The sequence below is a fragment of the Sphingobium sp. HDIP04 genome, assembly GCF_000445085.1.
GTDB classification, from domain to species: domain Bacteria; phylum Pseudomonadota; class Alphaproteobacteria; order Sphingomonadales; family Sphingomonadaceae; genus Sphingobium; species Sphingobium indicum.
On record NZ_ATDO01000022.1, the window covers coordinates 1 to 23,908 of the forward strand.

The window sequence follows — 23,908 nt, forward strand, 5'->3', positions numbered from 1 at the left end:
CGTCGGTGCGCGGATCGGGATCGCGCAGGGCGATCACCACCCGCCGCACCCCGGCGCGGGCCATCAGGTCGGCGCAACGCGGGCCGCGCGGGGAAAGGTGGAAGCATGGCTCCAGCGTCACATAGGCGGTGGCGCCGCGGGCGCGGTCCAGCGCCTCGTCCAGCGCCTGCGCCTCCGCATGGGGGCGGCCGCCCCTCTGCGTCCAGCCGCGCCCGACGACATGGCCGTCCTTCACGATCAGGCAGCCGACATTGGGGTTGGGCGTGGAAAGGCCGCGTCCGCGTTGCGAGAGGGCGATGGCGGCGGCCATGTAACGCCGGTCCTGCGCGGGATCGGCGGGGGCCAATATGGGTTCAGATCGGACGGTTTTGGACGGGGGGCTCAGGGCTGGACCGCTCCGCTCTGGGTGGGGGCGGGGGCGGATTTTTCCGTGGCTTCGGCCTTGGCCAGGCGCTGGTCGAGTTGCGCGTTGATCTGCTTCAGCGCTTCCTTGCGGCGGGCGGTGTTGCGCGCCTCGTCCTTCTTCCAGTCGATGCCGAAAATATCGGCCACGCCCTGCATTTCCCTCTGCCGCTTCTGGATCGCCGCCTCGCGCTTGGCGAGGTCGATCTTCTGCTGCAGGATGATCGCCGCGTCGGTCCGGTTGGCGTCCCAGCTCTGCACATAGAAGATCTGGTTGCGCGTCGGCATGGTGTTGGTGTTCGCGTCGACGATGAAGGCCCAGATGATGACCCAGGTGAACGCGACGGACAGGCCGAGCAGCGGCCATTTATGGGGCCGGTTCTCGCGAAAATAGCTCCACAGGTCGCTCATCGCGCTCTTGGGAGACACCGGACGGGGAAAGATCGCCATGCCGCCGATATAGGGGAAGGCGGGGCCGGATGCAAAAGCGCTGTCGCCTGCCGTCATGTTCCGGCCCCTTTCCTTCGATTTCAGACGTCCGCCAGTCGGAAGTGGACGGTCAGCACCTTGGTCGAACTGACCGGCACGCCGTCCCGAGTCGCCGGACGGAAGCGCCATTTGCGCAGGGCGTGGCGCTGCGTGGCGATCCAGAAGGCCTCGTCGGCCGCCGACAGCCGCTCTATGTCGATCACGCGCCCGTCGGGACCGATGGTCACGCGGACCACGACCTTGCCCTCCATCCCCTGCCGGATCATCGCGCCGGGATAGTCGGGCTGGAACGCCGCCAGCGCGCGGGGATCGATGCTGGCCTCCGCCAGGACGGGTTCGGGAAGCGGCGGGATGATGGGCTGGACGATCGTGCCCGTGCCGGAATCTCCGGTGGGATGATCGTCGGTCTTCGCCGTGAAGCCGCCCTTGATGACCGTGTCGACGATGGGGTCGGAGACGGTGGTCGGTTGCGAACGGTCCTTGGGCGGGATTTTGCTGTCCGTTTCCGGGGCCGCTTTTTCGGGCGGCGGCGGGGGCGTTTCAGGGACGGCATAGGTCGTGAACGGAGAGCTGTGGAAGGTGTCGATCACCTCCTTGGGCATCAGAAGATAGGCGCCAATCACCAGCGCATGCACGGCCACCGCGCCGCCTATGCCGATGGGGGAACGCCTGCCGCCGCTATAACCGGAAATGGTCTCGCCGCCTGCCGCACCCGTGCTGATCCACTGCATATCTGCCCTCCTGTGGTTCGCTTCCTCTTCGAAAACTGATGTGTAACGTTACAACATATTTCTATGATATGTTGCAACATTAAATTTAGAGGCGCAGGGAGAGACGTGCTGCGGGATGTTGCTGGCCGCTTGGGTGGAAAGCTGACCCATCCTATTCCTCCCCATCGGGAGATGGGGAGGGGGACCGCGCGAAGCGTGGTGGAGGGGAAGATACGCAGGTCACGCCATTTCCCCTCCACCATGCTTCGCATGGTCCCCCTCCCCACGCTTCGCGCAGGGAGGATTAAGAGTGTCCGCCCCGGGCCAATCCCGCCTATTCTAAAGCAGCGTATCCACCGCATGGATGGCGAGCCCCACCAGCCCGCCCACCAGCGTCCCATTGACGCGGATATATTGCAGGTCGCGCCCGACCGCATGTTCCAGCCGGCTGGTGACGGTGCCCGCATCCCATCCGCGCACCGTCTCGCTGACCAGCTTGACGATGGAATCGCCATAGGCCGCGGTCGCCCCCACGGCGGCGCGGCGCGCGAAGCGGTTGATGAGGAAGCGCAGCCGGGCGTCCCGCTGCAGGGTCGCGCCAAGCTGGTGCAGCGCCTCCCCCAGCCGCCCCGCCATCGCCTTGCCGGGATCGCGCACCGCCCGCAGCAGGCCGCTACGCGCCTGCTCCCACAGGCCGTCGATCCAGCGCTGCATCGCCGGATTGTCGACGATCTCGTCGCGGATGCGCGCCACGCGGGCCTGCATCTCCAGGTCGAATTGCAGGTCGGCGGCGAGCTTCGCCAGCCCCTCCTCCGCCTTCAGGCGCAGGCTGTGGCCGGGATCCTGCGCCATGTCCGCCAGCAGCTTGCGCAGCCCGTCGATGATCGCGTTGGACAGATTCTCGTCCAGGCCGGTCCAGCGCAAAATCTTGCCGGAACGGTCGTGCACCATCTGGCGGATCAGATGGTCGTTGGCCTCCAATGTCCTGTCCGCCCACAGGATGATGCCGTCCATCACCGGCGCATGGCGGCCGTCGCGCATCGCCGCCTCCAGCGCCTGGCCGATCAGGGGGGCCAAGTTCATGGCGCGCAGCCTTTGCGCGATGGCGCCCTTCACCATGCCGCCCAGCCGTTCCTGGTCCAGCGCCTCCAATATGTCGGCGGCCAGGCGGGACGCGCCCTCCCGCAGCCGCCCGTCGCCGCCGGAGGGGCTGGCGAGGAAGCGCCCGGCCGCCGCCGCCATGTCCAGCCGCTGCATCCGCCGCGCCACCACGGCGGGGGTCAGGAAATTGTCGCGCAGGAACAGGGCGAGCGTGTCGCCGATCCGGTCCTTGTTGCGCGGGATGATCGCGGTGTGCGGGATGGGCAGGCCCAGCGGATGGCGGAACAGGGCGGTGACGGCGAACCAGTCGGCCAGCCCGCCGACCATCGCCGCCTCGGCAAAGGCCTGGATGAAGCCGATGGCGGGGTGGAGGTGAACCGTCGCCCGCGCCGCCAGGAACAGCGCCGCCATGGCGATCAGCATGCCCGTCGCCGCGATCCGCATGCGCCGCGCCGGATGGACGGGGCTGGCGGCGGGACGGAGCGGGGCGAGCATCTTCATGACCAGCCAACGGTTACGCCGCCGTTTCGTTCAGGCAAGCGCTTCTTTTCGGTGGCGGTGGGGCGGGATGGCTTTCAAAATCCTCCCTGCGCGAAGCGTGGAGGAGGGGAAATACGCAGGTCGCGCCCTTCCCCTCCACCAGCCTTCGGCCGGTCCCCCTCCCCATCTCTCGATGGGGAGGAATCGGACAGGTCCGCCTTCCTATTCCGCCGGTTGCGCGGCTCCGGCGCGGTCGTCCCCCGGCTTGTAGGTCAGCAGGCGGCGGCCCAGGCGCGGGCCGGCCCATTCCTCTATCCCCAGCGCCAGGCTGAAGGTCGCGGGCACGATCACCAGCGTCAGCACGGTCGACAGGATCAGGCCGCCGATCACGGTGATGCCCATCGGGGCCCGCCATGCGCCGTCGCCGCCCAGCGACAGGGCCGTCGGCACCATGCCCGCCACCATCGCCACGGTGGTCATGACGATGGGCTGGGCGCGCTTGTGCCCGGCGTCGATGATCGCCTCCAGCTTCGGCACGCCCTTGCCCATCTCCTCCAGCGCGAAGTCGATGACGAGGATGGAGTTCTTGGCGACGATGCCCAGCAGCATCAGCAGCCCGATCAGCACCGGCATTGACACCGGATTGCCGGTCAGGTGCAGCGCCAGCGCCCCGCCCAGCGGCGCCAGCAGCAGCGACCCCAGGTTGACGAAGGGCGGCATCAGCCGCTTGTAGAGCAGCGTCAGCACCGCCAGCACCAGCATGATGCCGGAAATGACGGCGATGACGAAATTCTGGATCATCTCCGCCTGCCACTTGCTGTCGCCGGTGTTCAGCTTCTGCACGCCCAGTATCTTGCCGGCGGCGATGGCCTTCATGGTCGGCAGGGCGTCGATCTTGGCCATGGCCTGGCTGGTGACGATGCCCGGCGCCAGGTCCGCGCCCACGACGATGCGGCGGATCTGGTTGTAACGGCGGATCTGCGTCGGCCCGGCGCCGAATTCGATGTCGGCCACGACCTTCAGCGGCACGGAACCGCCGTTGACCGTGGGCACCGGCATGTTCTGGATCGTCGCCAGATCGCGCCGGCTGTTTTCCGCCACCGCCACGCGGATCGGGATCTGCCGGTCGGACAGGGAGAATTTGGCGCTGTTCTGGTCGATGTCGCCGATGGTCGCGACGCGGATCGTCTGGCTGAGCGCGGCGGTGGTGACGCCCAGGCTGGCGGCCAGGTCGAAGCGCGGCTTGATGATGATTTCCGGCCGGTTCATGTCGCCCGCGACCCGCGGCGCGCGGATTTCATGGATGCCGGCCATTTCCGCCACCAGCTTGTTGGCGGTCTGTTCCAGCTTCGCCGGATCGTCGCTGCCGAACATGATGATGATGTCGCGGCCGAAGCCGCCGCCCGACTGCGACTGGAAATTGACGCGGGCGTCGGCCACCTGCTGGAATTGGGGCGCGATCTTGCGCTCCCACTGGACGGAGGAGATCGGCCGGTCCTTCTTGAGCGTCAGGAAGATGTCGGCCCCTGTGGTCTGGATGTCGGCAAAGGCGGCCTCCACCATGTCCTTGTCGGCGGCCAGCATGTCGGCCACCTTGCGCGTGATCGCCGTCGTCTGCTGCAACGTGCTGCCGGGGACGGTTTCGATCTTCACCTGGCTGAAATCGGTGTCGATCGTCGGCTGGAACGACATGGGCAGCGTGCCGAAGGCGAAGATCGTGGCGACGAAGGCCAGGAAGCCCATGCCCATCGTCCAGATGCGATGGTCGCGCAGCCAGGCGGTGAAGCGGGCCATGCCGCCCCGCGCGCGATGGGCGATGGCCTTGCGCTCGTCCAGCGACCAGCGCAGCACCGCCATATAGGCGTCCATCATCCAGCCTTCGCCATGGCTTTCCTGGCCATGCGCCTTCAGGAAATAGGCCGCGATCATCGGCGTGATCAGGCGCGCCACGGCCAGGCTGAGCAGCACGGCGACCACCACGGTCATGCCGAACTGGATGAAGAACTGGCCCGAAATGCCCGGCATCAGCGCGACGGGCAGGAACACCGCGACGATCGCCATGGTGGTCGCCAGCACGGCGAGGCCGATCTCGTCGGCGGCGTCGATGGAGGCCTGATAGGCGCTTTTGCCCATGCGCATGTGGCGCACGATATTCTCGATCTCCACGATGGCGTCGTCGACCAGCACGCCCGCGACCAAGCTCAATGCCAGCAGCGAGATGCCGTTCAGCGTGAAGCCCATCATGTCCATGAACCAGAAGGCGGGAATCGCGGACAGCGGAATGGCCAGCGCGGAAATCATGGTCGCGCGCCAGTCGCGCAGGAACAGGAAGACGACGACCACGGCCAGCACCGCGCCCTCGATCATCGCCTGCATGGCGCTGTGATACTGGCCCTTGGTATATTCGACGCTGGTGTAGAGCTGCTTGTACTGGACCTTCGGATTTTCCTTCCGAAGCTGGTCCAGCACCTTCATCGCCTCGTCGAACACGGTGACGTCGGACGACCCCTTGGCCTTTTCCATGCTGAAACTGGTCACCTGCCGCCCGTTCATCAGGGACAGCGAACGCTGTTCGGCATACATGTCGCGCACGTCGGCCAGATCGGCCAGCTTGACGGTGCGGCCGCCGGAAATGGCGATCTGGGTCTGGCCCAGCGCATAGGCGTCGCGGGCGTTGCCGAGCACGCGGATCGCCTGTTCGGCGCCGGCGATCTCGGTCCGGCCGCCCGCCGCGTTTAGGTTCACCTGCTGGAGCTGCTGGTTGACCTGGCTGGCGGTGATGCCGTGCGATTGCAGCTTGGTGGGGTCCAGGATGACGCGGATCTCGCGGGAAACGCCGCCGCCGCGCTTGACCGCCGCCATGCCCGGCACGGCCAGCAGCCGCTTCGCCACCGTATTGTCGACATACCAGGACAGCTCCTCCAGCGTCATGTCGGTCGCTTCGGCGCTGAAATAGGCGATCGGCCCGCCGTCGATGTCGACGCGGCTGACCTGCGGCTCCAATATTCCCTCTGGCAGGTCGCTGCGGATCTGGTCGACGGCGTTCTTCACATCGTTGACGGCGCGGTCGACGGGCGTTCCGATCTGGAACTGCACATTGGTGTTGGACTGGCCTTCCGATACCCAGGACGTGATCTCGTCCACGCCGCTGATGCCGCGCACGGCGGCTTCGACGCGCTGCGTCACCTGCGTTTCCAGCTCGGTCGGCGCGGCGCCGGGCTGGCGCACGACGACGCTGGCCATGGGGAAGCTGACGTCGGGATTCTGGTTGACGTCCATCCGGCTGAAGCTGACCAGCCCGGCCAGCAGCAGCGCGACGAACAGCACGATCGGCGGCACCGGGTTGCGGATGGCCCAGGCGGAGATATTGCGAAAACTCATGACGGCTTCCTCGCCTGCCGGTGGAAGCGCCGGATGGGCGCGTTCCGCGGCTTCATTTCGACTTGCCGGCTTCCGGCTTCACCTTCTGCCCCGGCGTCAGGAAGGCGCCGGCCGAAGCCACGATGCGTTCATCGCCGTTGAGGCCGTTCAGGATCGACACGCCCGCATCGGTCACCTGGCCGATCTTGACGTCGCGCCGCTGCACTTCGTCCCGGCCGTTGACGACATAGACGAAATTGCCCTTCTCGTCGCTCTGCACCGCCGATTCCGGCAGCATCGGCGCGAAGCCGCTGCCGCTGACGATCGCGGCGGAGGCGAAGCCGCCCGGACGGATCGCCGGATCATAGGGGATGGCGATGCGGGCTATGCCCTGGCGGGTCTGGTTGTCGACCACCGGCGACACCTGCCAGATGCGTCCGGCAAATTGCGCCGTGCCGCCGACCGGGGTCACGGTGGCGCTGTTGCCCGGACGGATCGTGGCCAGGTCGCCCTCGCTGACCTGGGCCAGCATCTCCATCTCCCCGCCCTTGGCCATGCGGAACAGCACGGCGCTGCCCGCGCTCACGATCTGGCCGGGTTCCACGGCGCGGGTCAGCACCAGCCCGGCGGCAGGGGCGCGGATGTCGAGTCGGCCGGTGCGGGCGCGCTGCTCGGCCAGTTGCGCGGCGGCCACGTTGACGCGCGCATTGGCCGCGTCGCGGGTGGCGGTGCGCTGGTCGATGTCGGCCTGGCTGATGAAGCCGCGCGAGACCAGCGACTTGGCGCGGTCGAGCTGGGCCTGCGCCAGCTTGGCGTCGGCGCGCGCGACCTCCACCTGCGCGGCGAGGGAGCGGATCTGCTCGGTCTGGACGGAACGCTCGACGGTCGCCAGCACCTGCCCGGCGCGCACCCAGTCGCCCGGCTGCACCAGCACCCGCGTCACCGCGCCGCCTTCGCCGACCACGCCCACCGGCATCTCCACCCGCGCCGCGAGCGACCCGGTGGCGCTGACGGTGTTCGACACGGTCGACCGGCCGGGGCTGATCACCGTCACGACCGGCGCCTGCGCCGCATTGGCGGGCGCGTCGGCGCCGTTGCCGCGCATCCCCACCCAGGTGGCGACGGCGATCAGCACGATCGCGACCACGGCGCCGATCGTCAGCCGACGGCGCCAGACGGAGCGCTCCTCCTGCTCGCCAAGGACATTTGCCGGAGCATCGCCGACCAACGAAGTTTCGTAATTCATCCTGAACCCATCTTTCGGCCATAGGCGCCGTTCGGGTTGCTGTATTATATGAATATATCACCCGGCTCAAGCCCCCTTCGTCACGGCGGCGCGGAGGGACGCAAAGCCCTTGCCCCCGCCGATGCGGGCCCTTGCCAAAACGGCCCGACTATGGCGCTATGGCCGGTATAGCGGGCGGAGGGCGGCGATGGAATTGCTCGGATGGATAATGGTCGGCCTGTTCGCGGGCGCCATCGCGCGGCTGGTCATGCCCGGGCGCGATCCGGGAGGCTGCGTCCTCACCATATTGCTGGGCATCGCCGGCGCGCTGCTGGCGGGCTATGTCGGGCGGCTGCTGGGCGTCTATGCGCCCGGAGAGCGGGCGAGCTTCATCGCGGCGGTGCTGGGGTCGATCGGCGTTCTGGCGCTGTACCGCTTCTTCGCCCGGCGCGGCTGAGGCATGAAAAAGGGCCGCGCCCTTACCGGGCACGGCCCTTTTGCTCGTCCATGCTGCTGCTTAGCGGACCGAACCGCGCCGAACCAGGTTGACGATCGCCAGCAATATGATGGCGCCGACCAGCGACACCAGGAAGCTGTAGAGCGTCAGGCCGTCATTGATCGAACCGCCGCTGAAGATCAGGCCGCCGACGAACGCGCCGACAATGCCGACGACGATGTTGAGCAGGATTCCCTGCTGTGCGTCGGTCCGCATGACCATGCTGGCGAGCCAGCCGATGATGCCGCCGACGACGAGCCACAAGATGATGCCCATTTCTTACTCTCCTTGGACCATAGCCCCTTTCGGGTGGGCTGATCTGTTCAACGGAGAAGTCGGCGTTACGTTCCCTTTCGCTCTTGACAAAGAAGAGGGCCGCCGGACGTCATGTCCGGCGGCCCTCCTGTGCGACCCTTCATTGCTGAAACGGTTGATCAGTATTTCTGCTGCCGTTCGTAGAGGGACTTGTAATATTGGATGCGCGTCACGCGTAGGCCATGCATGCCCGAACGGTCGACGGCGCGCTGCCAGCTCGCAAATTCCTCGAGCGTCAGCGAATAGCGGGCGCAGGCTTCGTCCACGGTCAGCAGGCCGCCATTCACGGCCGCCACGACCTCCGCCTTGCGACGCACGACCCAGCGCGTAGTGTCGACAGGCGGCAGGCTTTCCAGAGTCAGGGGTTCTCCTAGCGGCCCGACGACCTGTGCAGGTCTGATTTTCTGGTTTTCGATCATTATCACCCTCAATAGCGGCACTGGCGTTGCCGATTTCAGCAGTGTTCCCTGTTTGCGCTTCAAGCCCTGAACAGGCCCTAAAGCGCCACGGTAAACGCCCCCTTCATCATCCTTGTCCCACTTTTAAAAGGTTCGCGATCAACGGGTTGAAGCTGCCCGCGAGCCCCACGGCCTCGATATCGCCGCCGGAACGTGGCGCGAGGATATCGGCCAGTTCCTGGACCCAGTCCCCTTCGATTTCCTGCCCCCGCAGGACGCCCGCGACCGCCAGCGCGGTGGGGCTGGCCGCCTGCGCCGCCGCCGAAGCGGCCCGCAAGGACGGCCAGACCGGCACGCGCCGCCGGCCCGAAGGCTTGACGAAGCCGGCCTTGAGCCCGCTCGTCCGAAGGAATCCCAGATCCATGGGAGGAGGGTTTACGGAGCAAAGGATAAGGTCCGGTAAATTTGGACCCCGAAATGGCGGAGGGATGCGACAAAGCGTTGAATCCGTCTGGTGGACGGGGATCGGGACGACTATATGCGCGCCCATGCAGCCCCCTTTTCAGCCTGCCCAGTTCGATCTGAAGGCTCCGCCCGATGCGCGGCGCATCGTCGTCGCCATGTCGGGCGGCGTGGACAGCAGCGTCGTCGCCGCGCTCGCGGCGCGCACCGGGGCGGAAACCATCGGCGTAACGCTCCAGCTTTACGATCATGGCGCGGCGGTGGGCCGCACGGGAAGCTGCTGCGCCGGGCAGGACATACGCGATGCGCGGGCGGTCGCCGATCGCATCGGCATCGCCCATTATGTCTTCGATTATGAAAGCCGGTTCCGGGATTCGGTGATCGCCGACTTCGCCGACGAATATATGGCCGGGCGCACCCCCATTCCCTGCGTGAAATGCAATATGGGCGTGAAGTTCACCGACCTGTTCCAGATCGCGCGCGACCTGGGGGCCGACTGCCTGGCCACCGGCCATTATGTTCGCCGGGTGGAAGGGCCGCAGGGCGCCGAACTGCACCGCGCCGCCGACCCGGGGCGGGACCAGAGCTATTTCCTCTTCGCCACGACTCAGGCGCAGTTGGACTATCTGCGCTTCCCCCTTGGCGGCCTGCCCAAGCCGCAGGTGCGGGAGATCGCGGCCGAACTGGGCCTGTCGGTCGCCTTGAAGCCGGACAGCCAGGACATCTGCTTCGTGCCCGACGGCGACTATGCGAAGATCGTGCGCAAGCTGCGCCCCGACGCGGACGAGGGCGGCGACATCGTCCATATCGACGGCCGCCTGATGGGCACCCACAAGGGGATGATCCACTACACCGTCGGCCAGCGCAAGGGGCTGGAGATCGGCGGCCAGGCCGAGCCGCTCTATGTCGTGCGGCTGGACGCGGAGGCGCGGCGCGTGATCGTCGGGCCGAAGGCGGCGCTGGCGGTGTCGGCGGCGCGGCTGAGCGACATCAACTGGCTGGGCGGGGATTTTGCCGGACCCTTGACGGCCAAGGTCCGCTCCATGGCGAAACCCGTGCCCGCCCGGCTGGAGGGGGACCGGCTGGTCTTCGACGCGCCCGAATATGGCGTCGCGCCGGGGCAGGCGGCGGTGCTCTATGCGGGCGACCGGGTGCTGGGCGGCGGCTGGATCGCAGCGACCGAGGCGGCGCTGGCGGAGGCGGCGTAGAAAGCCTTATGTGTTCCTGCGAAGGCAGGAACCCAGTCCCACCGTCTGAACTGGATTCCTGCCTTCGCAGGAACACGGATCATGAGCCCCCACCTTGCCCTTTCCCGCCCCGCCAAGTAAGGCCCGCGCGTCATGACTCGTCCGCTCACCTTCGCCATTCCCAAGGGGCGCATCCTCGATGAGGCGCTGCCCCTGCTCGCCCAGGCCGGTATCGAGCCGGAGGCGGAGTTCCATGAGAAGAAGAGCCGCGCCCTTCGCTTCGCCACCAACCGGCCGGACGTGTCGATCATCCGCGTGCGCGCCTTCGACGTGGCGACCTTCGTGGCGCATGGCGCGGCGCAGATCGGCATCGTGGGATCGGACGTGCTGGAAGAGTTCGATTATTCCGAAATCTACGCGCCGGTGGACCTCGACATGGGCCATTGCCGCCTGTCGGTCGCCGAACCCGAAGGCCTGGCGGATGAGGATGAGGCGGCCATGAGCCATGTCCGGGTCGCGACCAAATATCCCTACCTTACCCGCAAATATTATGAGGCGCGGGGCATCCAGGCCGAATGCGTGAAGCTGAACGGCGCGATGGAACTGGCGCCGTCGCTGGGCCTGTCGCGGCGGATCGTGGACCTTGTGTCCTCCGGCGCGACGCTGAAGGCCAACGGGCTGGTGGAGACGAACGTCATCATGGCTGTGTCGGCGCGGCTGATCGTCAATCGCGCCGCCTACAAGATGCGCTCGGCCGAACTGGTGCCGCTGGTGGAGGCCTTCCGCAAGGCCGTGGGGGGCAAGGATGCAGCTTGACTTCATAAGCCCCTCCCGCAGGCGGGAGGGGGGACAAATGTCATGACCTTCCGCCTTTCCACCACCGACAGCGACTTCGCCGCAGCCTTCGCCGCCCTGGTCGACGCCCGGCGCGAAGCCGATGAGGATGTATCCCGCGACGTCGCCGCGATCCTTAAGCGCGTCCGCGCAGAGGGCGACGCGGCGCTGGCGGACTATACCAGCCGCTTCGACCGGCACGACCTGGACGTCAGCGGCTGGGCGGTGGAGCCTGCCCAATGCCGCAAGGCGCTGGAGAGCATCTCCACCGAATTGCGCGACGCTCTGGAACTCGCGGCGGCGCGCATCGCGGCCTATCATGAAAAGCAGAAGCCGCAGGACAGCGACAGCGTCGACGCGGCAGGCGCGCGCCTGGGCGCGCGCTGGAGCGCGGTGGACGCGGCGGGGCTGTACGTGCCCGGCGGCCGCGCCGCCTATCCCAGTTCGCTGCTGATGAACGTGATCCCCGCCAGGGTCGCGGGCGTCCGGCGCATCGCCATGGTCACGCCGACCCCCGATGGCGAGATCAATCCGCTGGTGCTCGCCGCCGCCGCCATCGCGGGGATCGAGGAAATCTGGCGCGTCGGCGGGGCGCAGGCGGTGGCCGCGCTCGCCTATGGCACGGACCGGATCAGGCCGGTCGACGTCATCACCGGCCCCGGCAATGCCTGGGTGGCGGAGGCGAAGCGCCAGCTTTACGGCGTGGTCGGCATCGACATGGTGGCGGGCCCGTCGGAGATCGTCGTGGTCGCGGACGCGAAGAACGATCCCGACTGGATCGCCGCCGACCTGCTCAGCCAGTCGGAACATGACCCGACCAGCCAGTCGATCCTCTTCACCGACGACGCGGCCTTCGCCGATGCGGTCGCGGCGGCGGTGGACCGGCGCCTGCCGCTGCTGTCGACGCAGGCGGTGGCGACGACGAGCTGGACCGCCAACGGCGCGATCATCGTCGTGCGCGACCTGGACGAAGCCATGCCGCTGGTCGACCGGCTGGCCGCCGAGCATCTGGAACTGGCGGTGGACGATCCCGACGCCCTGTTCGCGCAGGTGCGCCACGCCGGGTCCGTCTTCCTGGGCCGGATGACGCCGGAGGCGGTGGGCGATTATGTCGCCGGGCCGAACCATGTGCTGCCCACCGGCCGCCGGGCGCGCTTCTCTTCGGGCCTGTCGGTGCTGGACTTCATGAAGCGCACCAGCTTCCTCAGCCTCGACCGGCGCGCCATCGACGCCATCGGCCCCGCCGCCGTCGCGCTGGCGGAGGCGGAGGGGCTGCCCGCCCATGCGGCTTCGGTCGCCTTGAGATTGAAATGACTCGTTCAAACCGCCCGAACGGCTATAGGGAATCCCGATGAACGACCGCTCCAAATCCCGCTCCGCCGCGCGCCTCGCCGCGGTCCAGGCGCTGTACCAGCTGGAGATGGAGGGCACGCCGCTCCACCTGCTGCTGCATGAATTCCACCAGCACCGCCTGGGCGCCACCATCGAAGACGTGACCTATGCGCAGGCGGAGGAGAGCTTCTTCGACGATGTCGTGCAGGGCGTGGACCGCCGCCGCGAGGAAATCGACGCGCTGATCGTGGCGCGCCTCTCCAAGGGGTGGAGCCTGGAGCGGCTCGACAAGCCGATGCGGCAGATTTTGCGCGCAGGCACCTATGAACTGCTCGCCCGCAAGGATGTGGCGACCGGCACCGCGATCAGCGAATATGTCGACGTCGCCCACGCCTTCTACGACAAGCGCGAGGCGGGCTTCGTCAACGGCCTGCTGGACGCGGTGGCGAAGGATGTGCGGAAATAGCGCCACTCCCGTTCGCTTCGAGCGAAGTCGAGAAGCGGACAGGGCATCCATATCGTTTCTCGACTTCGCTCGAAACGAACGGGAGCAACCTGCATGTCCGCTGAATCCCGTTTCCTGACCCTGCTCCGCCTGCTGGCGAACGACCCCGCCGCTCAGGGGTTGCGGGACGATGTGGCGGTGCTGGAAGTCGGCGGCGCCCGGCTGATCCTGACCAGCGACACGATGGTGGAGGGGGTGCATCATCTCCCCGCCGATCCGCCCGCCGACATCGGCTGGAAGCTCGCCGCCGTGAACCTTTCCGATCTCGCCGCCAAGGGCGCGAAGCCGCTCGGCTGCCTGCTCAACTATGCGCTGTCCGGCGATGAATCCTGGGACGCCGCCTTCCTGGAAGGGCTGGGCGAGGCGCTGGCGCGCCACGCCATGCCTTTGCTGGGCGGCGACACGGTGCAGATGCCGCGTGGCGCGCCGCGCAGCTACAGCCTGACCGCGCTGGGCGAAGCGACCGGCCCCGTCCCCCTGCGCGGCGGCGCGAAGGCGGGGGACAGGCTCTATCTGACCGGCCCCGTTGGCGATGCGGACATCGGCCTGGAACTGCTGCAAACCGTGAAGGGGGCGTCTGGCCCGCTGGTCGACGCCTATCGCCGCCCGCGCCCGCGCCTGGCCGAAGGGGCGCTGCTCGCGCCGCACGTCCATGCTATGATGGACGTGTCCGACGGCCTGCTGATCGACGCCGCCCGCATGGCGGAGGCAAGCGGGCTGGCGGTCACCATCGACCATATCCCCCTCTCCCCCGCGCTGGAGGCCACGCGGGGCGCCAGCAACGCGGTCCAGATCGCCGCGGCGCGGGCCGGGGACGATTATGAACTGCTCTTCGCCCTGCCCGCCGCGGTCAAGCCGCCCGTGCGCGCCATCCCTGTCGGCCGCTTCGCCAAGGGCAGGGGGCTGACGCTGAAGATCGACGGCGTGGCGATCCCGCTGCCAGACCGGCTCGGCTGGGAACATGGCTGATTTGGCTTAATATCGTAACGGGTTGACGCAGCCCGTCCGCCCTGTAGCTTCACCCCCGACCTTTCTCAGCCCGGTAGGACCGCATGACATGCGTGAGCTACGATGCTGATCGACGCGGTGCCCGAAGCCGGAAGCGCATGTTCCGGCCGCCCGCCCCTACGCCCTTCGCCCGCCCGTCATTCCCTGCGGAGCGGCCGATGACAGACATGACAGGGGGAGAGGAACATCCATGCAGATTGTCACGATTGCCATAGGGTGCGGCCTGCTGGCCGTGCTCTACGGCCTGTTCACCAGTCGACAGGTGCTGGCGGCGTCCGCCGGCAATGAAACCATGCAACAGATCGCCGGCGCGATTCAGGAGGGGGCGAAGGCCTATCTCAGCCGCCAATATGCCACCATCGCCGTGGTCGGCGTCGTCGTCGCGGCGCTGGTCTTCTTCTTCCTGGGCGCGACGTCGGCGGTCGGCTTCCTGATCGGGGCGATCCTGTCGGGCGCGGCGGGCTTCATCGGCATGAACATCTCCGTGCGCGCGAACGTCCGCACGGCGGAGGCCGCGCGCGGCACGCTGCAAAGCGGGCTGACCGTCGCCTTCCGGGCGGGCGCGATCACCGGCATGCTGGTGGCGGGGCTGGCGCTGCTCGCGATCAGCGTCTTCTTCTGGTATCTGACCGGACCGGCGGGCCATGCGCCCGACGACCGGATCGTGATCGACTCCCTCGTCGCGCTGGCCTTCGGCGCCAGCCTCATCTCCATCTTCGCCCGTCTGGGCGGCGGCATCTTCACCAAGGCGGCCGACGTCGGCGCGGACTTGGTCGGCAAGGTCGAGGCGGGCATTCCGGAGGATGACCCGCGCAACCCCGCCGTCATCGCGGACAATGTCGGGGACAATGTCGGCGACTGCGCGGGCATGGCGGCCGACCTGTTCGAAACCTATGTGGTGACGGTGGGCGCGACCATGGTGCTGACCGCGCTGCTGGTAACGGGCGTCGACAATGCCTTCCTGATGCGCCTGATGTCATTGCCGCTGATCGTCGGCGGCGTGTGCATCATCACCTCCATCATCGGCACCTATATGGTGCGGCTGGGCGCGAGCCAGTCGATCATGGGCGCGCTCTACAAGGGCTTCTGGACCACGGCGATCCTGTCCATCCCGGCCCTCTATGCCGTGACGCGCTTCGCCCTGGGCGACCTCGACGCCCGTTTCGGCGCCGATCTGGACGGGGCGGGCGGCTATACCGGCATGGCGCTGTTCTGGGCGATGATGGTCGGCCTGGCGGTCACGGGCCTGATCGTCTGGATCACCGAATATTATACCGGCACCAATTACCGCCCGGTGCGCAGCATCGCCCGCGCTTCGGAAACCGGCCATGGCACCAACGTCATCCAGGGGCTGGCCGTCAGCCTGGAGGCCACCGCTTTGCCGACGCTGGTGATCGTGGCGGGCATCATCGTCGCCCATCAGCTTGCGGGCCTGATCGGCATCGCCTTCGCCGCGACCGCCATGCTGGCGCTGGCGGGCATGGTCGTGGCGCTGGACGCATATGGCCCCGTCACCGACAATGCGGGCGGCATCGCGGAAATGTCCCATCTGGACGACAGCGTCCGGGTCAAGACCGACGCGCTCGACGCGGTGGGCAACACCACCAAGGCGGTGACGAAGGGCTATGCTATCGGTTCGGCGGGCCTGGCCGCGCTGGTGCTGTTCGGCGCCTATACGGAGGATCTGAAATTCTACAACTCGGCTCTCGGCCTGACCGAGCCGGTCGATTTCAGCCTTTCCAACCCCTATGTCATCGTCGGCCTGCTGCTGGGGGCGCTGCTGCCCTATCTGTTCGGCGCGATGGGCATGACCGCCGTTGGACGGGCGGCGGGCGACGTGGTCAAGGACGTGCGCGACCAGTTCGCCACCAACAAGGGCATCATGGAGGGCACGTCGCGGCCCAACTACGCCCGCACGGTGGACCTGGTCACCCGCGCCGCCATCAAGGAGATGATCGTGCCCAGCCTGCTTCCCGTGCTGGCGCCGATCGTCGTCTATTTCGCGATCTCCGCGGTGGCGGGCACGCCCAACGGCTTCGCGGCGCTGGGCGCGCTGCTGCTGGGCGTCATCGTCTCCGGCCTGTTCGTGGCGCTGTCCATGACTTCGGGCGGCGGCGCGTGGGACAATGCGAAGAAATATATCGAGGACGGCCATCATGGCGGCAAGGGCAGCGAAGCCCATAAGGCGGCCGTGACCGGCGACACGGTCGGCGATCCCTACAAGGACACGGCGGGACCGGCGGTGAATCCGATGATCAAGATCACCAACATCGTCGCCCTGCTGCTGCTGGCGGCTTTGGCGCACGGCGCGTAACGCCCCGGTAAAAAAGGGAAAGACAGGGAAATGGCTCCGCCTTATAGAAAGGCGGGGCCATTATTTTACGGGGGAAAGATTGAGGGGGTTTTCTGTCGTCGCGGGCATCGCGCTCGCGCAGCTTTGCCTGTCCGCCAGCGCGCAAACGGCGCCCGCGTCCAGGGAATGGCCGATAGAGGCCTTTGCCGAACTGCCGGCGATGGTGGAACCGCAACTCTCGCCCGACGGGACTCGCCTGGCCGCCAGGGTGGCGCGCAATGGCGAACTGCTGCTGCTGATCGCCGCCATCGCGGATGGGCCAGACCGGCTCCATGCCCTGCCATTGGGGGAACATGACCTCAACTGGTGGCGCTGGGTCAATGACGACTGGCTGATCGCGGGCATCGGCAGCGAAGCCAATGTCCAGGGCATGCCCTGGTCGATCAGCCGGGTCGCCAGCATCAAGCGCGACGGGTCGAAGATCAACATGCTGGCCAAGAATGTCGCGGCGCAGAATGGCGACGACGTCATATGGGTCGCCCAGGACGGCAGCCCGCGCATCCTGCTGGCCTATCAGACGTCGATCTACAGCAATGCCGCCGGCTTCTGGCCTCAGGTGGACGAGGTGGACGTTTCCACCGGCAAGCTGCGCACCGTGGTGCAGCCGCGCCAGAACGTCATGTCCTGGTATGCCGATGCGACGGGCGCGGTGCGCATGGGGGTGGGCTATGACGATGCGACGCGCACGTCGAAGCTGCTCTATCGCGCCGATGGCCGGTCCAGCTTCCGCATGATCGACCGGGCAGACCGCCGCCGCGACGAATCCATGGTCGTGCCGCTGCTGTTCACCGCCGATCCGGGCAAGGCGATCGCCAGCGACGATCATGAGGGCACCGACGCCCTGTACGAATATGACCTGAGCAAGCTGGAACTGGGCAGAAAGGTCTTTGCCGCGCCGGGCTTCGACATCGACCGGATCGAACGCGATACCGCCGGCACCGGCCTTGCGGGCGTGCGCTATACCGCGGACGGGCCGGGCGTGCACTGGTTCGACGAGGGGCTGGCGAAGGTCCAGGCCGACATCGACAAGGCGGTGGGGGCAGGCCGGCGTGCCCGGATCGTGTCCACCAGCCGGGACCAGCAGCGCATGATCGTGCATGTCGGCGGCGCGGATCAGCCGGGCACCTATTATTATTACGACACCGCCGTCGGCGCGATGAGCATGTTGGCGAAGATCAGCGACAAATTCGGTCCCAAGGTCCATCTCTCGCCGGTCAGGACGATCCGCTACAAGGCGCGCGACGGGCTGGAGATCGCCGCGGTGCTGACCCTGCCGGCGGGCAGGGATGCAAAGGATCTGCCGCTGATCTTGATGCCGCATGGCGGCCCCTTCGCCCGCGACAGCGAGGAATGGGACTGGTGGGCGCAGTTCCTGGCCCATCGCGGCTATGCGGTGCTGCAACCCAATTATCGCGGTTCTTCCGGCTACGGCACAGCCTTCGCGGAAAAGGGCGAGGGGCAATGGGGCCTTGCCATGCAGGACGACCTCAACGACGCGGTTGACTGGGCGGTGAAGGAGGGGATCGCCGACGCGAAGCGGGTCTGCATCGTCGGCGCCTCCTATGGCGGCTATGCGGCGATGCGCGGCGCGCAACGCGACGGCGCGCGCTATCGCTGCGCCGTGTCCTATGCCGGCGTGTCGGACCTTTCGGCCATGATGCGCTATGACAGCCGTTTCCTGAATCATGGCGGGCGCAAGGATTGGCTGAAGGAGCAGGCGCCCGATTTCGCCGCCGTTTCCCCCATCAATTTCGCCGCCCAATTTTCCACCCCCATCCTGCTGATGCACGGCAAGAAGGATCGGAGGGTGCAGGTGAACCAGTCGCGCGAGATGGCGGAAAAGTTGAAGGCGGCGGGCAAGGTCGCCGGGCGCGACTATATCTATGTCGAACAGCCGCTGGCCGATCATTTCTTCTCCCGCCAGGCCGACCGGCTGGAATTCCTCCAGCGCCTCGACGCTTTTCTGAAGGAGCATAATCCCGCCTGAACCATGACGGGCAGGGGCGCGTCACAAATAAGAAATGATATAGTCACATGATTGTAACGCATCGGTCATAGTTCGCGCCCGTCCGCCACCATGGCGAGGGAGAATGACATCATGCGACCGATCCACAAGCTGCTGCCCGCGCTCGCCCTGCTGGCCGCCCCCGCCGCGGCGCATGCCAGCGAGGACGAACAGCTTTGGACCACCGCCAGCGCGACGGTGAAGCTCAGCGATCGCTGGCGCTTTTCGCAAGAGGTCGTCGCCCGGTTCAGCGACGATCGCAACGGGCTGTACGAGGTCGAGATGAATTCGCTGATCGGCTACAGGATCGGCGGGAAGGTGACGGTCTGGGCGGGCTACACCCACGATCCCAATTATAATGGCGGGGACTTCGCGGTCATGGAGCATCGCGGGCGCCAGCAGGTGACCTTCGACAATATCGTGAAGGTCGGCCCCGGCCAGCTCAGCGCCCGACTGCGGCTGGAGGAACGCTGGCGCGAGGGGATCGACGGCACCGCCTGGCGGCTGCGCCCCTATGTCAAATATGTGCTGCCGTTCCGGGAAGGCGGCAAAACCGCGCTGCTGCTCAGCCATGAGAGCTTCATCGACTTCAACACCACCAATTTCCAGCGGGTGCAGGGCGAGGAGCGGATGCGCAACCTGATCGCCATCACCACCCCGATCGCGAAGAATGTGAATGCGGAGATCGGCTATCTGCACCAGCACGGCTTTCGGCCGGACGCCGACGACAGCAACGACCATGTGGCGTCCTTTTCGCTGGGGTTCAGCTTCTGAAGGCTGCCGGGATCTGGCCACTTCCCGTCATCAGTTTTCCGTCACCCCGGACTTGATCCGGGGTCCCGCTGCCTTTTCCAGGCGCGCACTCAGAAAGAAAGCGGGACCCCGGATCAAGTCCGGGGTGACGAAAGGAGGGATGACAGCTAACCACCCCAATCGCCGGACGCGCTTGCCCAGCCCGCCCCCGCGAGCCTATACGCCGCGCCATGACCAGCGAACCCTTCCGCTCGCAACTGGCGGCGCTAGAGAAGCGCGGCCGCCTGCGCCGCCTGATGCCGCGGGCCGGGCGGGATTTCGCCTCCAACGACTATCTTGGCCTCGCCTCCGACCCCATCGTCGCGCAGGCGGTGGCTGACGCGGTGGCGCGGGGCGTGCCGGTGGGTTCGGGCGGATCGCGCCTGCTGCGCGGCAACGCGCCCGAACATGAAGGGCTGGAGGCGAAGGCCGCCGACTTCTTCAAGACCCAGGGCGCACTGTTCATGGCGAACGGCTTTGCCGCCAATCTCGCGCTATTCTCCACCCTGCCGCAGAGGGGCGACCTGATCGTCGCGGACGAACTGATCCACGCCAGCGTCCATGACGGCATCCGCATGTCCAAGGCGGCGGCGGTCTTCGCCCGCCATAATGACGTGCAGAGCTTCGCCGACCTGATCGCCGCCTGGCGGCAGGAGGGGGGCAAGGGCCGCGTCTGGATCGCGGTGGAAACGCTCTATTCCATGGACGGCGACATGGCCCCGCTCAGCGACCTCGCGACGCTGGCGGCCCGGCACGACGCCATGCTGATCCTGGACGAAGCGCATGGCACCGGCGTCTTCGGCCCGTCCGGTCGCGGCCTGTCGGCGGGTCTCGACGGGCTGCACAATGTCGTGACGCTGCACACTTGCGGCAAGGCGATGGGGGTGGAGGGCGCGCTGATCTGCGGGCCGCGCCTGCTGATCGACTATCTGATCAACCGGGCGCGGGCCTTCATCTTCTCCACCGCGCCCTCGCCGCTGATGGCGGTCGCGGTGTCCGCCGCGCTCGACCGGATCGAACAGGCGAGCGACCTGCGCGCCCGCTTGAAGACCCTGCAGGTCGACGCCGCCGAATCGATCTGCGCCCCGCTGGGCCTGCCCGCGCCGCGCAGCCAGATCATCCCGGTCATATTGGGCGAGGACCGCCGCGCCATGGCCGCCGCCGCCGCCTTGCAGGAGGCAGGGTTCGACGTGCGCGGCATCCGCCCGCCGACTGTGCCGCCGGGCACCAGCCGCCTGCGCATCTCGCTCACCCTGAATGTCGGCCGCGCCGACATCGCCGCGCTGGGCGAGGCGCTGCGCCGGGTGACGGCATGAGCGTCTTCATCGTCACCGGCACCGACACGGACATCGGCAAGACGGTGTTCGCCGCAGGCCTGGCCGGGGCGCTGGGCGCATATTATTGGAAGCCGGTGCAGGCGGGCGTCGACCCCGAAGGCGACAAGGAAAGGGTGGCCGCCCTCTCCGGCCTTCCCGCCTCGCATATCCTGCCCGAAGCCTATCGCCTGACCACCCCCGCTTCGCCCCATCTGGCGGCGCGGATCGACGGGGTGGAGATCGACCTCGACCGGCTGGCCCTGCCGAAGGTCGACGGCCCGCTGGTGGTGGAGGGCGCGGGCGGCCTGATGGTGCCGGTCAGCGAGACGCTGCTGATGATCGACCTGTTCGCCTTTTGGGGCGCGCCGGTCATCCTCTGTGCCCGGACGGGGCTGGGCACGATCAACCACAGCCTGCTCAGCATAGAGGCGCTGCGGGCGCGGGCCATACCCGTCGCCGGGATCGCCTTCATCGGCGAACCGCATGAGGAGAATGAGCGGATCGTTCCGCTGCTGGGGAAAGTGCCCAGTCTTGGCCGCCTGCCCCATCTCGATCCGCTGGATGCGGAGAGTTTGCGGACCACCTTCGCAACATCGATCCGCTTGCCCGACTAAAGCCCCCCGTTCGTTTCGAGCGAAGTCGAGAAACGATATGCGCAGGTTTCTCGACTTCGCTCGAAACGAACGGAGGTTGAGACAACCAACGGGGGCGAGGCAAAGCGGAAAGCGCCGATTTTTTCGACCAACGACATGGACATCCCCGCTTCGGGGCGCTCAATTCCCCGCATCGCATAAAGCAAGGGAAAGCTTTGATGAAATATCTCCTCCTCGGCGCAGCGGCAGTTGCGCTGGCCGCGGGCGCGTCCGTCGCCCAAGTGGATCAAAAGCCGACCTACGGCAGCTACGGCTTCGACAGCGCAGGCATGGACAGGTCGGTGAAGCCCGGCGACGATTTCTACGATTACGCCAACGGCGCCTGGGCCAGGAACACGCCGATCCCCGCCGACAAGTCCAATTACGGCGCCTTCAACACGCTGGACGACCTGTCGCGCGAACGGACCAAGGCCATTCTCGACGCCGCACAGGCCGACCCGGACAGCAAGATCGGCGCGGCCTATGCCAGCTATCTCGACGCCGCCACCGTGGAGAAGAAGGGCCTGACCCCGGCCCAGCCCTGGCTCGCGAAGATCAGGGCGGTGAAGGACAAGGCATCCTATGCCAGGCTCGCCGCCGAAGCCGCCCGCGCAGGCATTGACGGTCCCTTCGGCTTCTACGTCAATCAGGACGACAAAGACCCCGAAACCTATATCCTCGTCCTGCACCAGTCGGGCCTCGGCCTGCCCGACCGCGACTTCTACCTGGAGCCGGACGCCAAGATGGCGGCGATCCGCACCGCCTATGTCGCCCATCTGGAAAAGATGCTGACGCTGGCGGGCGAAGCCGACGCCAAGGCGCGCGCCGCCGCGCTGATGGCGTTCGAAACCGAAGTGGCCAAGGTCCACTGGACCCAGGTCGACAGCCGCGACGCCGACAAGACCTACAACAAGATGACGCTGGCCGACCTGCAAAAGGCCGCGCCGGGCTTCGACTTCGCCGCCTATTTCGCCGCCAACAAGCTCGCGCCCAAGGATCTGCTGGTGTCGCAGCCCAGCGCCGTCGCCGGGGAAGCCGCGCTGATCGCCAAGGCCCCGGTCGGCCTGCTCAAGGACGCGCTGCTGCTGCGCACGCTGCACGGCTTTGCCGACACCCTGCCCGACGCCATCGCGAACGAGAATTTCGCCTTCTACGGCACCACCCTGTCCGGCACGCCGGAACGCGAAGCCCGCTGGAAACGCGCCGTGGACTTCCTCAAATCCTCGATGGGGGAGGAAGTGGGCAAGGCCTATGTCGCCCAATATTTCCCGCCTGAAACCAAGGCGGCGATGGACCGGCTCGTCAAGAATGTGATCGCCGCCATGGGCCGCCGCATCGACGGCCTGACCTGGATGAGCGACCCGGCCAAGGCCCGCGCCCACAAGAAGCTGGCCGCCTTCACGCCCAAGATCGGCTATCCCGACAAATGGCGCGATTATAGCGGCCTGACGATGAAGCGCGACGACCTGTTCGGCAATGCGCTGCGTTCCAACCAGTTCGAATTCGACTATCAGATGGGCAAGCTCGGCAAGCCCATCTACCGCTGGGAATGGGGCATGACCCCGATGGAGATCAACGCCTACGCCAATTTCGGCATGGTGGAGATCGTCTTCCCCGCCGCCATATTGCAGCCGCCCTTCTTCGATCCCCATGCCGATCCGGCGGTCAATTATGGCGGCATCGGCGCGGTGATCGGCCATGAACTCAGCCATCATTTCGACGATCAGGGCGCGAAATATGACGAGACGGGCAAGCTCAACCAATGGTGGAGCGATCAGGACGTCGCCAATTTCAAAGCGCTGACGGACAGGCTGGTCAAGCAATATGACGCCTATGAACCCTTCCCCGGCGCGCATGTGAAGGGCGCCTTCACTTTGGGCGAGAATATCGGCGACCTGGCGGGCGTCGCTGTGGCGCTGGACGCCTATCACGCCTCGCTGGGCGGCAAGCCCGCGCCGGTGATCGACGGCACCACCGGCGACGAACGCTTCTTCCTGGGCTGGGCGCAGGTGTGGCGGCGCAACTATCGCGAACCCAATCTGCGGCAGCGACTCGTCACCGATCCGCATTCCCCGTCGCAATATCGCGCCGACACCGTGCGGAACTTCGACCAATGGTATTCGGCCTTCAAGCCGGAGGCGGGTGGTAAAATCTATCTTGCGCCGCAAGACCGGGTGAAGATCTGGTAAGACTCGAAAGGGGCCGGATCGGCACGAATCCGACCCCTTTTTTGGTTCCGCCAAAGCAATGACTTTCCGCAACGGCGAAGCGTTTTGGTCCTGCGATCAACTGCATTTTGCTGGATGACCGTCTCTTAAATGCAACATTTTATCGGATCGCTCTTTAATCCCGACAACCTCTTCCACAGCTTGGCGTTCAAACCATGGTTAAGTTTGAGGAGAAGAAATTTGTCGGGTTTTAACACCATCCTTCTGAAGGCCGGGATCGCATCGGTCGCGCTGGCCGCCGCCGCCCCGGTCCTTGCCCAGGACGCCGCCGCTCCGGC

21 protein-coding genes and 1 pseudogene are annotated in these 23,908 nt (G+C 66.8%); 13 read left to right on the forward strand and 9 right to left on the reverse strand.

Annotated features, from left to right (window positions below; all coding sequences use genetic code 11):
• The 6 genes from L286_RS25650 to L286_RS25675 all read right to left on the reverse strand — a co-directional run.
• Window positions 1–310: bifunctional diaminohydroxyphosphoribosylaminopyrimidine deaminase/5-amino-6-(5-phosphoribosylamino)uracil reductase RibD (locus L286_RS25650; protein ID WP_037492740.1), on the reverse strand; the 310-nt coding region annotated here is incomplete at its 3' end.
• 71 nt (window positions 311–381) lie between these two features.
• Complete coding sequence (locus L286_RS25655; protein WP_020818718.1) at window positions 382–909, reverse strand: hypothetical protein; 528 nt, start codon at window positions 907–909, stop codon at window positions 382–384.
• 23 nt (window positions 910–932) lie between these two features.
• Window positions 933–1,622 carry an energy transducer TonB gene (locus tag L286_RS25660; RefSeq protein WP_020818719.1) on the reverse strand — a complete coding sequence of 230 codons (690 nt, stop codon included), beginning with the start codon at window positions 1,620–1,622 and terminating at the stop codon, window positions 933–935.
• A 318-nt stretch (window positions 1,623–1,940) separates the two neighbouring features.
• Window positions 1,941–3,203: a DUF445 domain-containing protein gene (locus L286_RS25665; RefSeq protein WP_020820112.1), complete on the reverse strand. Its 1,263-nt coding sequence runs from the start codon at window positions 3,201–3,203 to the stop codon at window positions 1,941–1,943.
• Window positions 3,204–3,404: 201 nt separating this feature from the next.
• Window positions 3,405–6,563, reverse strand: a complete 3,159-nt coding sequence (locus L286_RS25670) for an efflux RND transporter permease subunit (protein ID WP_020820111.1) — start codon at window positions 6,561–6,563, stop codon at window positions 3,405–3,407.
• 52 nt (window positions 6,564–6,615) lie between these two features.
• Window positions 6,616–7,788 carry an efflux RND transporter periplasmic adaptor subunit gene (locus L286_RS25675; RefSeq protein ID WP_020820110.1) on the reverse strand — a complete coding sequence of 391 codons (1,173 nt, stop codon included), beginning with the start codon at window positions 7,786–7,788 and terminating at the stop codon, window positions 6,616–6,618.
• A gap of 187 nt (window positions 7,789–7,975) precedes the next feature.
• Here L286_RS25675 and L286_RS25680 point away from each other — a divergent pair, with 187 nt between their 5' ends.
• The gene (locus tag L286_RS25680; protein ID WP_007687290.1) at window positions 7,976–8,224 is read left to right on the forward strand and encodes a GlsB/YeaQ/YmgE family stress response membrane protein; all 249 of its coding nucleotides are present in this window, start codon (window positions 7,976–7,978) and stop codon (window positions 8,222–8,224) included.
• Between the two features lie 60 nt (window positions 8,225–8,284).
• On the opposite strand, the gene L286_RS25685 is transcribed toward L286_RS25680, so the two are convergent.
• From L286_RS25685 to L286_RS25695, 3 genes are all read right to left on the reverse strand, one after another.
• Complete coding sequence (locus tag L286_RS25685; RefSeq protein ID WP_007687288.1) at window positions 8,285–8,539, reverse strand: GlsB/YeaQ/YmgE family stress response membrane protein; 255 nt, start codon at window positions 8,537–8,539, stop codon at window positions 8,285–8,287.
• 158 nt (window positions 8,540–8,697) lie between these two features.
• Window positions 8,698–8,997 (reverse strand): CtrA inhibitor SciP, encoded by a 300-nt coding sequence (gene sciP / locus L286_RS25690; RefSeq protein WP_007687284.1) that lies wholly within the window; start codon window positions 8,995–8,997, stop codon window positions 8,698–8,700.
• A gap of 106 nt (window positions 8,998–9,103) precedes the next feature.
• On the reverse strand, window positions 9,104–9,400 hold the full coding sequence (locus L286_RS25695) for a hypothetical protein (protein ID WP_020820108.1): 297 nt from the start codon (window positions 9,398–9,400) through the stop codon (window positions 9,104–9,106).
• A 124-nt stretch (window positions 9,401–9,524) separates the two neighbouring features.
• Between L286_RS25695 and mnmA the strand changes: the two genes are divergently transcribed.
• The 12 genes and pseudogenes from mnmA to L286_RS48240 form a co-directional block, all read left to right on the forward strand.
• Window positions 9,525–10,646, forward strand: a complete 1,122-nt coding sequence (gene mnmA, locus L286_RS25700; protein ID WP_020820107.1) for a tRNA 2-thiouridine(34) synthase MnmA — start codon at window positions 9,525–9,527, stop codon at window positions 10,644–10,646.
• A 132-nt stretch (window positions 10,647–10,778) separates the two neighbouring features.
• The gene (gene hisG / locus L286_RS25705; RefSeq protein WP_007687281.1) at window positions 10,779–11,441 is read left to right on the forward strand and encodes an ATP phosphoribosyltransferase; all 663 of its coding nucleotides are present in this window, start codon (window positions 10,779–10,781) and stop codon (window positions 11,439–11,441) included.
• Between the two features lie 42 nt (window positions 11,442–11,483).
• The gene (gene hisD / locus L286_RS25710; protein ID WP_007687280.1) at window positions 11,484–12,773 is read left to right on the forward strand and encodes a histidinol dehydrogenase; all 1,290 of its coding nucleotides are present in this window, start codon (window positions 11,484–11,486) and stop codon (window positions 12,771–12,773) included.
• Window positions 12,774–12,810: 37 nt separating this feature from the next.
• Window positions 12,811–13,257: a transcription antitermination factor NusB gene (gene nusB / locus L286_RS25715; RefSeq protein ID WP_007687279.1), complete on the forward strand. Its 447-nt coding sequence runs from the start codon at window positions 12,811–12,813 to the stop codon at window positions 13,255–13,257.
• 93 nt (window positions 13,258–13,350) lie between these two features.
• Complete coding sequence (gene thiL, locus L286_RS25720; RefSeq protein WP_020820106.1) at window positions 13,351–14,265, forward strand: thiamine-phosphate kinase; 915 nt, start codon at window positions 13,351–13,353, stop codon at window positions 14,263–14,265.
• A 229-nt stretch (window positions 14,266–14,494) separates the two neighbouring features.
• Window positions 14,495–16,618, forward strand: a complete 2,124-nt coding sequence (locus tag L286_RS25725; protein ID WP_020820105.1) for a sodium-translocating pyrophosphatase — start codon at window positions 14,495–14,497, stop codon at window positions 16,616–16,618.
• A 79-nt stretch (window positions 16,619–16,697) separates the two neighbouring features.
• Window positions 16,698–18,644, forward strand: a complete 1,947-nt coding sequence (locus L286_RS25730; protein ID WP_020820104.1) for an alpha/beta hydrolase family protein — start codon at window positions 16,698–16,700, stop codon at window positions 18,642–18,644.
• A 111-nt stretch (window positions 18,645–18,755) separates the two neighbouring features.
• Window positions 18,756–19,436 (forward strand): DUF2490 domain-containing protein, encoded by a 681-nt coding sequence (locus L286_RS25735; RefSeq protein WP_025160498.1) that lies wholly within the window; start codon window positions 18,756–18,758, stop codon window positions 19,434–19,436.
• A gap of 209 nt (window positions 19,437–19,645) precedes the next feature.
• Window positions 19,646–20,770: an 8-amino-7-oxononanoate synthase gene (locus L286_RS25740; RefSeq protein WP_020820102.1), complete on the forward strand. Its 1,125-nt coding sequence runs from the start codon at window positions 19,646–19,648 to the stop codon at window positions 20,768–20,770.
• Complete coding sequence (gene bioD / locus L286_RS25745; protein WP_020820101.1) at window positions 20,767–21,384, forward strand: dethiobiotin synthase; 618 nt, start codon at window positions 20,767–20,769, stop codon at window positions 21,382–21,384. The genes L286_RS25740 and bioD overlap by 4 nt, the downstream gene beginning before the upstream one ends.
• Before the next feature lie 197 nt (window positions 21,385–21,581).
• Window positions 21,582–23,591, forward strand: coding sequence for a M13 family metallopeptidase (locus L286_RS25750; protein WP_020820100.1), 2,010 nt, complete (start codon window positions 21,582–21,584; stop codon window positions 23,589–23,591).
• A gap of 129 nt (window positions 23,592–23,720) precedes the next feature.
• Window positions 23,721–23,908, forward strand: a pseudogene (locus L286_RS48240) (hypothetical protein); the annotation flags it as partial.

What these genes read in the sequence shown, in the direction of transcription:
- bioD (WP_020820101.1), top strand. Translation starts at nt 20,767, where the DNA reads ATGAGCGTCTTCATCGTCACCGGCACCGACACGGACATCGGCAAGACG.
- L286_RS25680 (WP_007687290.1), top strand. Translation starts at nt 7,976, where the DNA reads ATGGAATTGCTCGGATGGATAATGGTCGGCCTGTTCGCGGGCGCCATC.
- thiL (WP_020820106.1), top strand. Translation starts at nt 13,351, where the DNA reads ATGTCCGCTGAATCCCGTTTCCTGACCCTGCTCCGCCTGCTGGCGAAC.
- L286_RS25725 (WP_020820105.1), top strand. Translation starts at nt 14,495, where the DNA reads ATGCAGATTGTCACGATTGCCATAGGGTGCGGCCTGCTGGCCGTGCTC.
- L286_RS25740 (WP_020820102.1), top strand. Translation starts at nt 19,646, where the DNA reads ATGACCAGCGAACCCTTCCGCTCGCAACTGGCGGCGCTAGAGAAGCGC.
- L286_RS25685 (WP_007687288.1), bottom strand. Translation starts at nt 8,539, where the DNA reads ATGGGCATCATCTTGTGGCTCGTCGTCGGCGGCATCATCGGCTGGCTC.
- hisD (WP_007687280.1), top strand. Translation starts at nt 11,484, where the DNA reads ATGACCTTCCGCCTTTCCACCACCGACAGCGACTTCGCCGCAGCCTTC.
- L286_RS25660 (WP_020818719.1), bottom strand. Translation starts at nt 1,622, where the DNA reads ATGCAGTGGATCAGCACGGGTGCGGCAGGCGGCGAGACCATTTCCGGT.
- L286_RS25675 (WP_020820110.1), bottom strand. Translation starts at nt 7,788, where the DNA reads ATGAATTACGAAACTTCGTTGGTCGGCGATGCTCCGGCAAATGTCCTT.
- L286_RS25670 (WP_020820111.1), bottom strand. Translation starts at nt 6,563, where the DNA reads ATGAGTTTTCGCAATATCTCCGCCTGGGCCATCCGCAACCCGGTGCCG.
- nusB (WP_007687279.1), top strand. Translation starts at nt 12,811, where the DNA reads ATGAACGACCGCTCCAAATCCCGCTCCGCCGCGCGCCTCGCCGCGGTC.
- L286_RS25695 (WP_020820108.1), bottom strand. Translation starts at nt 9,400, where the DNA reads ATGGATCTGGGATTCCTTCGGACGAGCGGGCTCAAGGCCGGCTTCGTC.
- L286_RS25665 (WP_020820112.1), bottom strand. Translation starts at nt 3,203, where the DNA reads ATGAAGATGCTCGCCCCGCTCCGTCCCGCCGCCAGCCCCGTCCATCCG.
- L286_RS25750 (WP_020820100.1), top strand. Translation starts at nt 21,582, where the DNA reads ATGAAATATCTCCTCCTCGGCGCAGCGGCAGTTGCGCTGGCCGCGGGC.
- mnmA (WP_020820107.1), top strand. Translation starts at nt 9,525, where the DNA reads ATGCAGCCCCCTTTTCAGCCTGCCCAGTTCGATCTGAAGGCTCCGCCC.
- L286_RS25735 (WP_025160498.1), top strand. Translation starts at nt 18,756, where the DNA reads ATGCGACCGATCCACAAGCTGCTGCCCGCGCTCGCCCTGCTGGCCGCC.
- L286_RS25655 (WP_020818718.1), bottom strand. Translation starts at nt 909, where the DNA reads ATGACGGCAGGCGACAGCGCTTTTGCATCCGGCCCCGCCTTCCCCTAT.
- hisG (WP_007687281.1), top strand. Translation starts at nt 10,779, where the DNA reads ATGACTCGTCCGCTCACCTTCGCCATTCCCAAGGGGCGCATCCTCGAT.
- sciP (WP_007687284.1), bottom strand. Translation starts at nt 8,997, where the DNA reads ATGATCGAAAACCAGAAAATCAGACCTGCACAGGTCGTCGGGCCGCTA.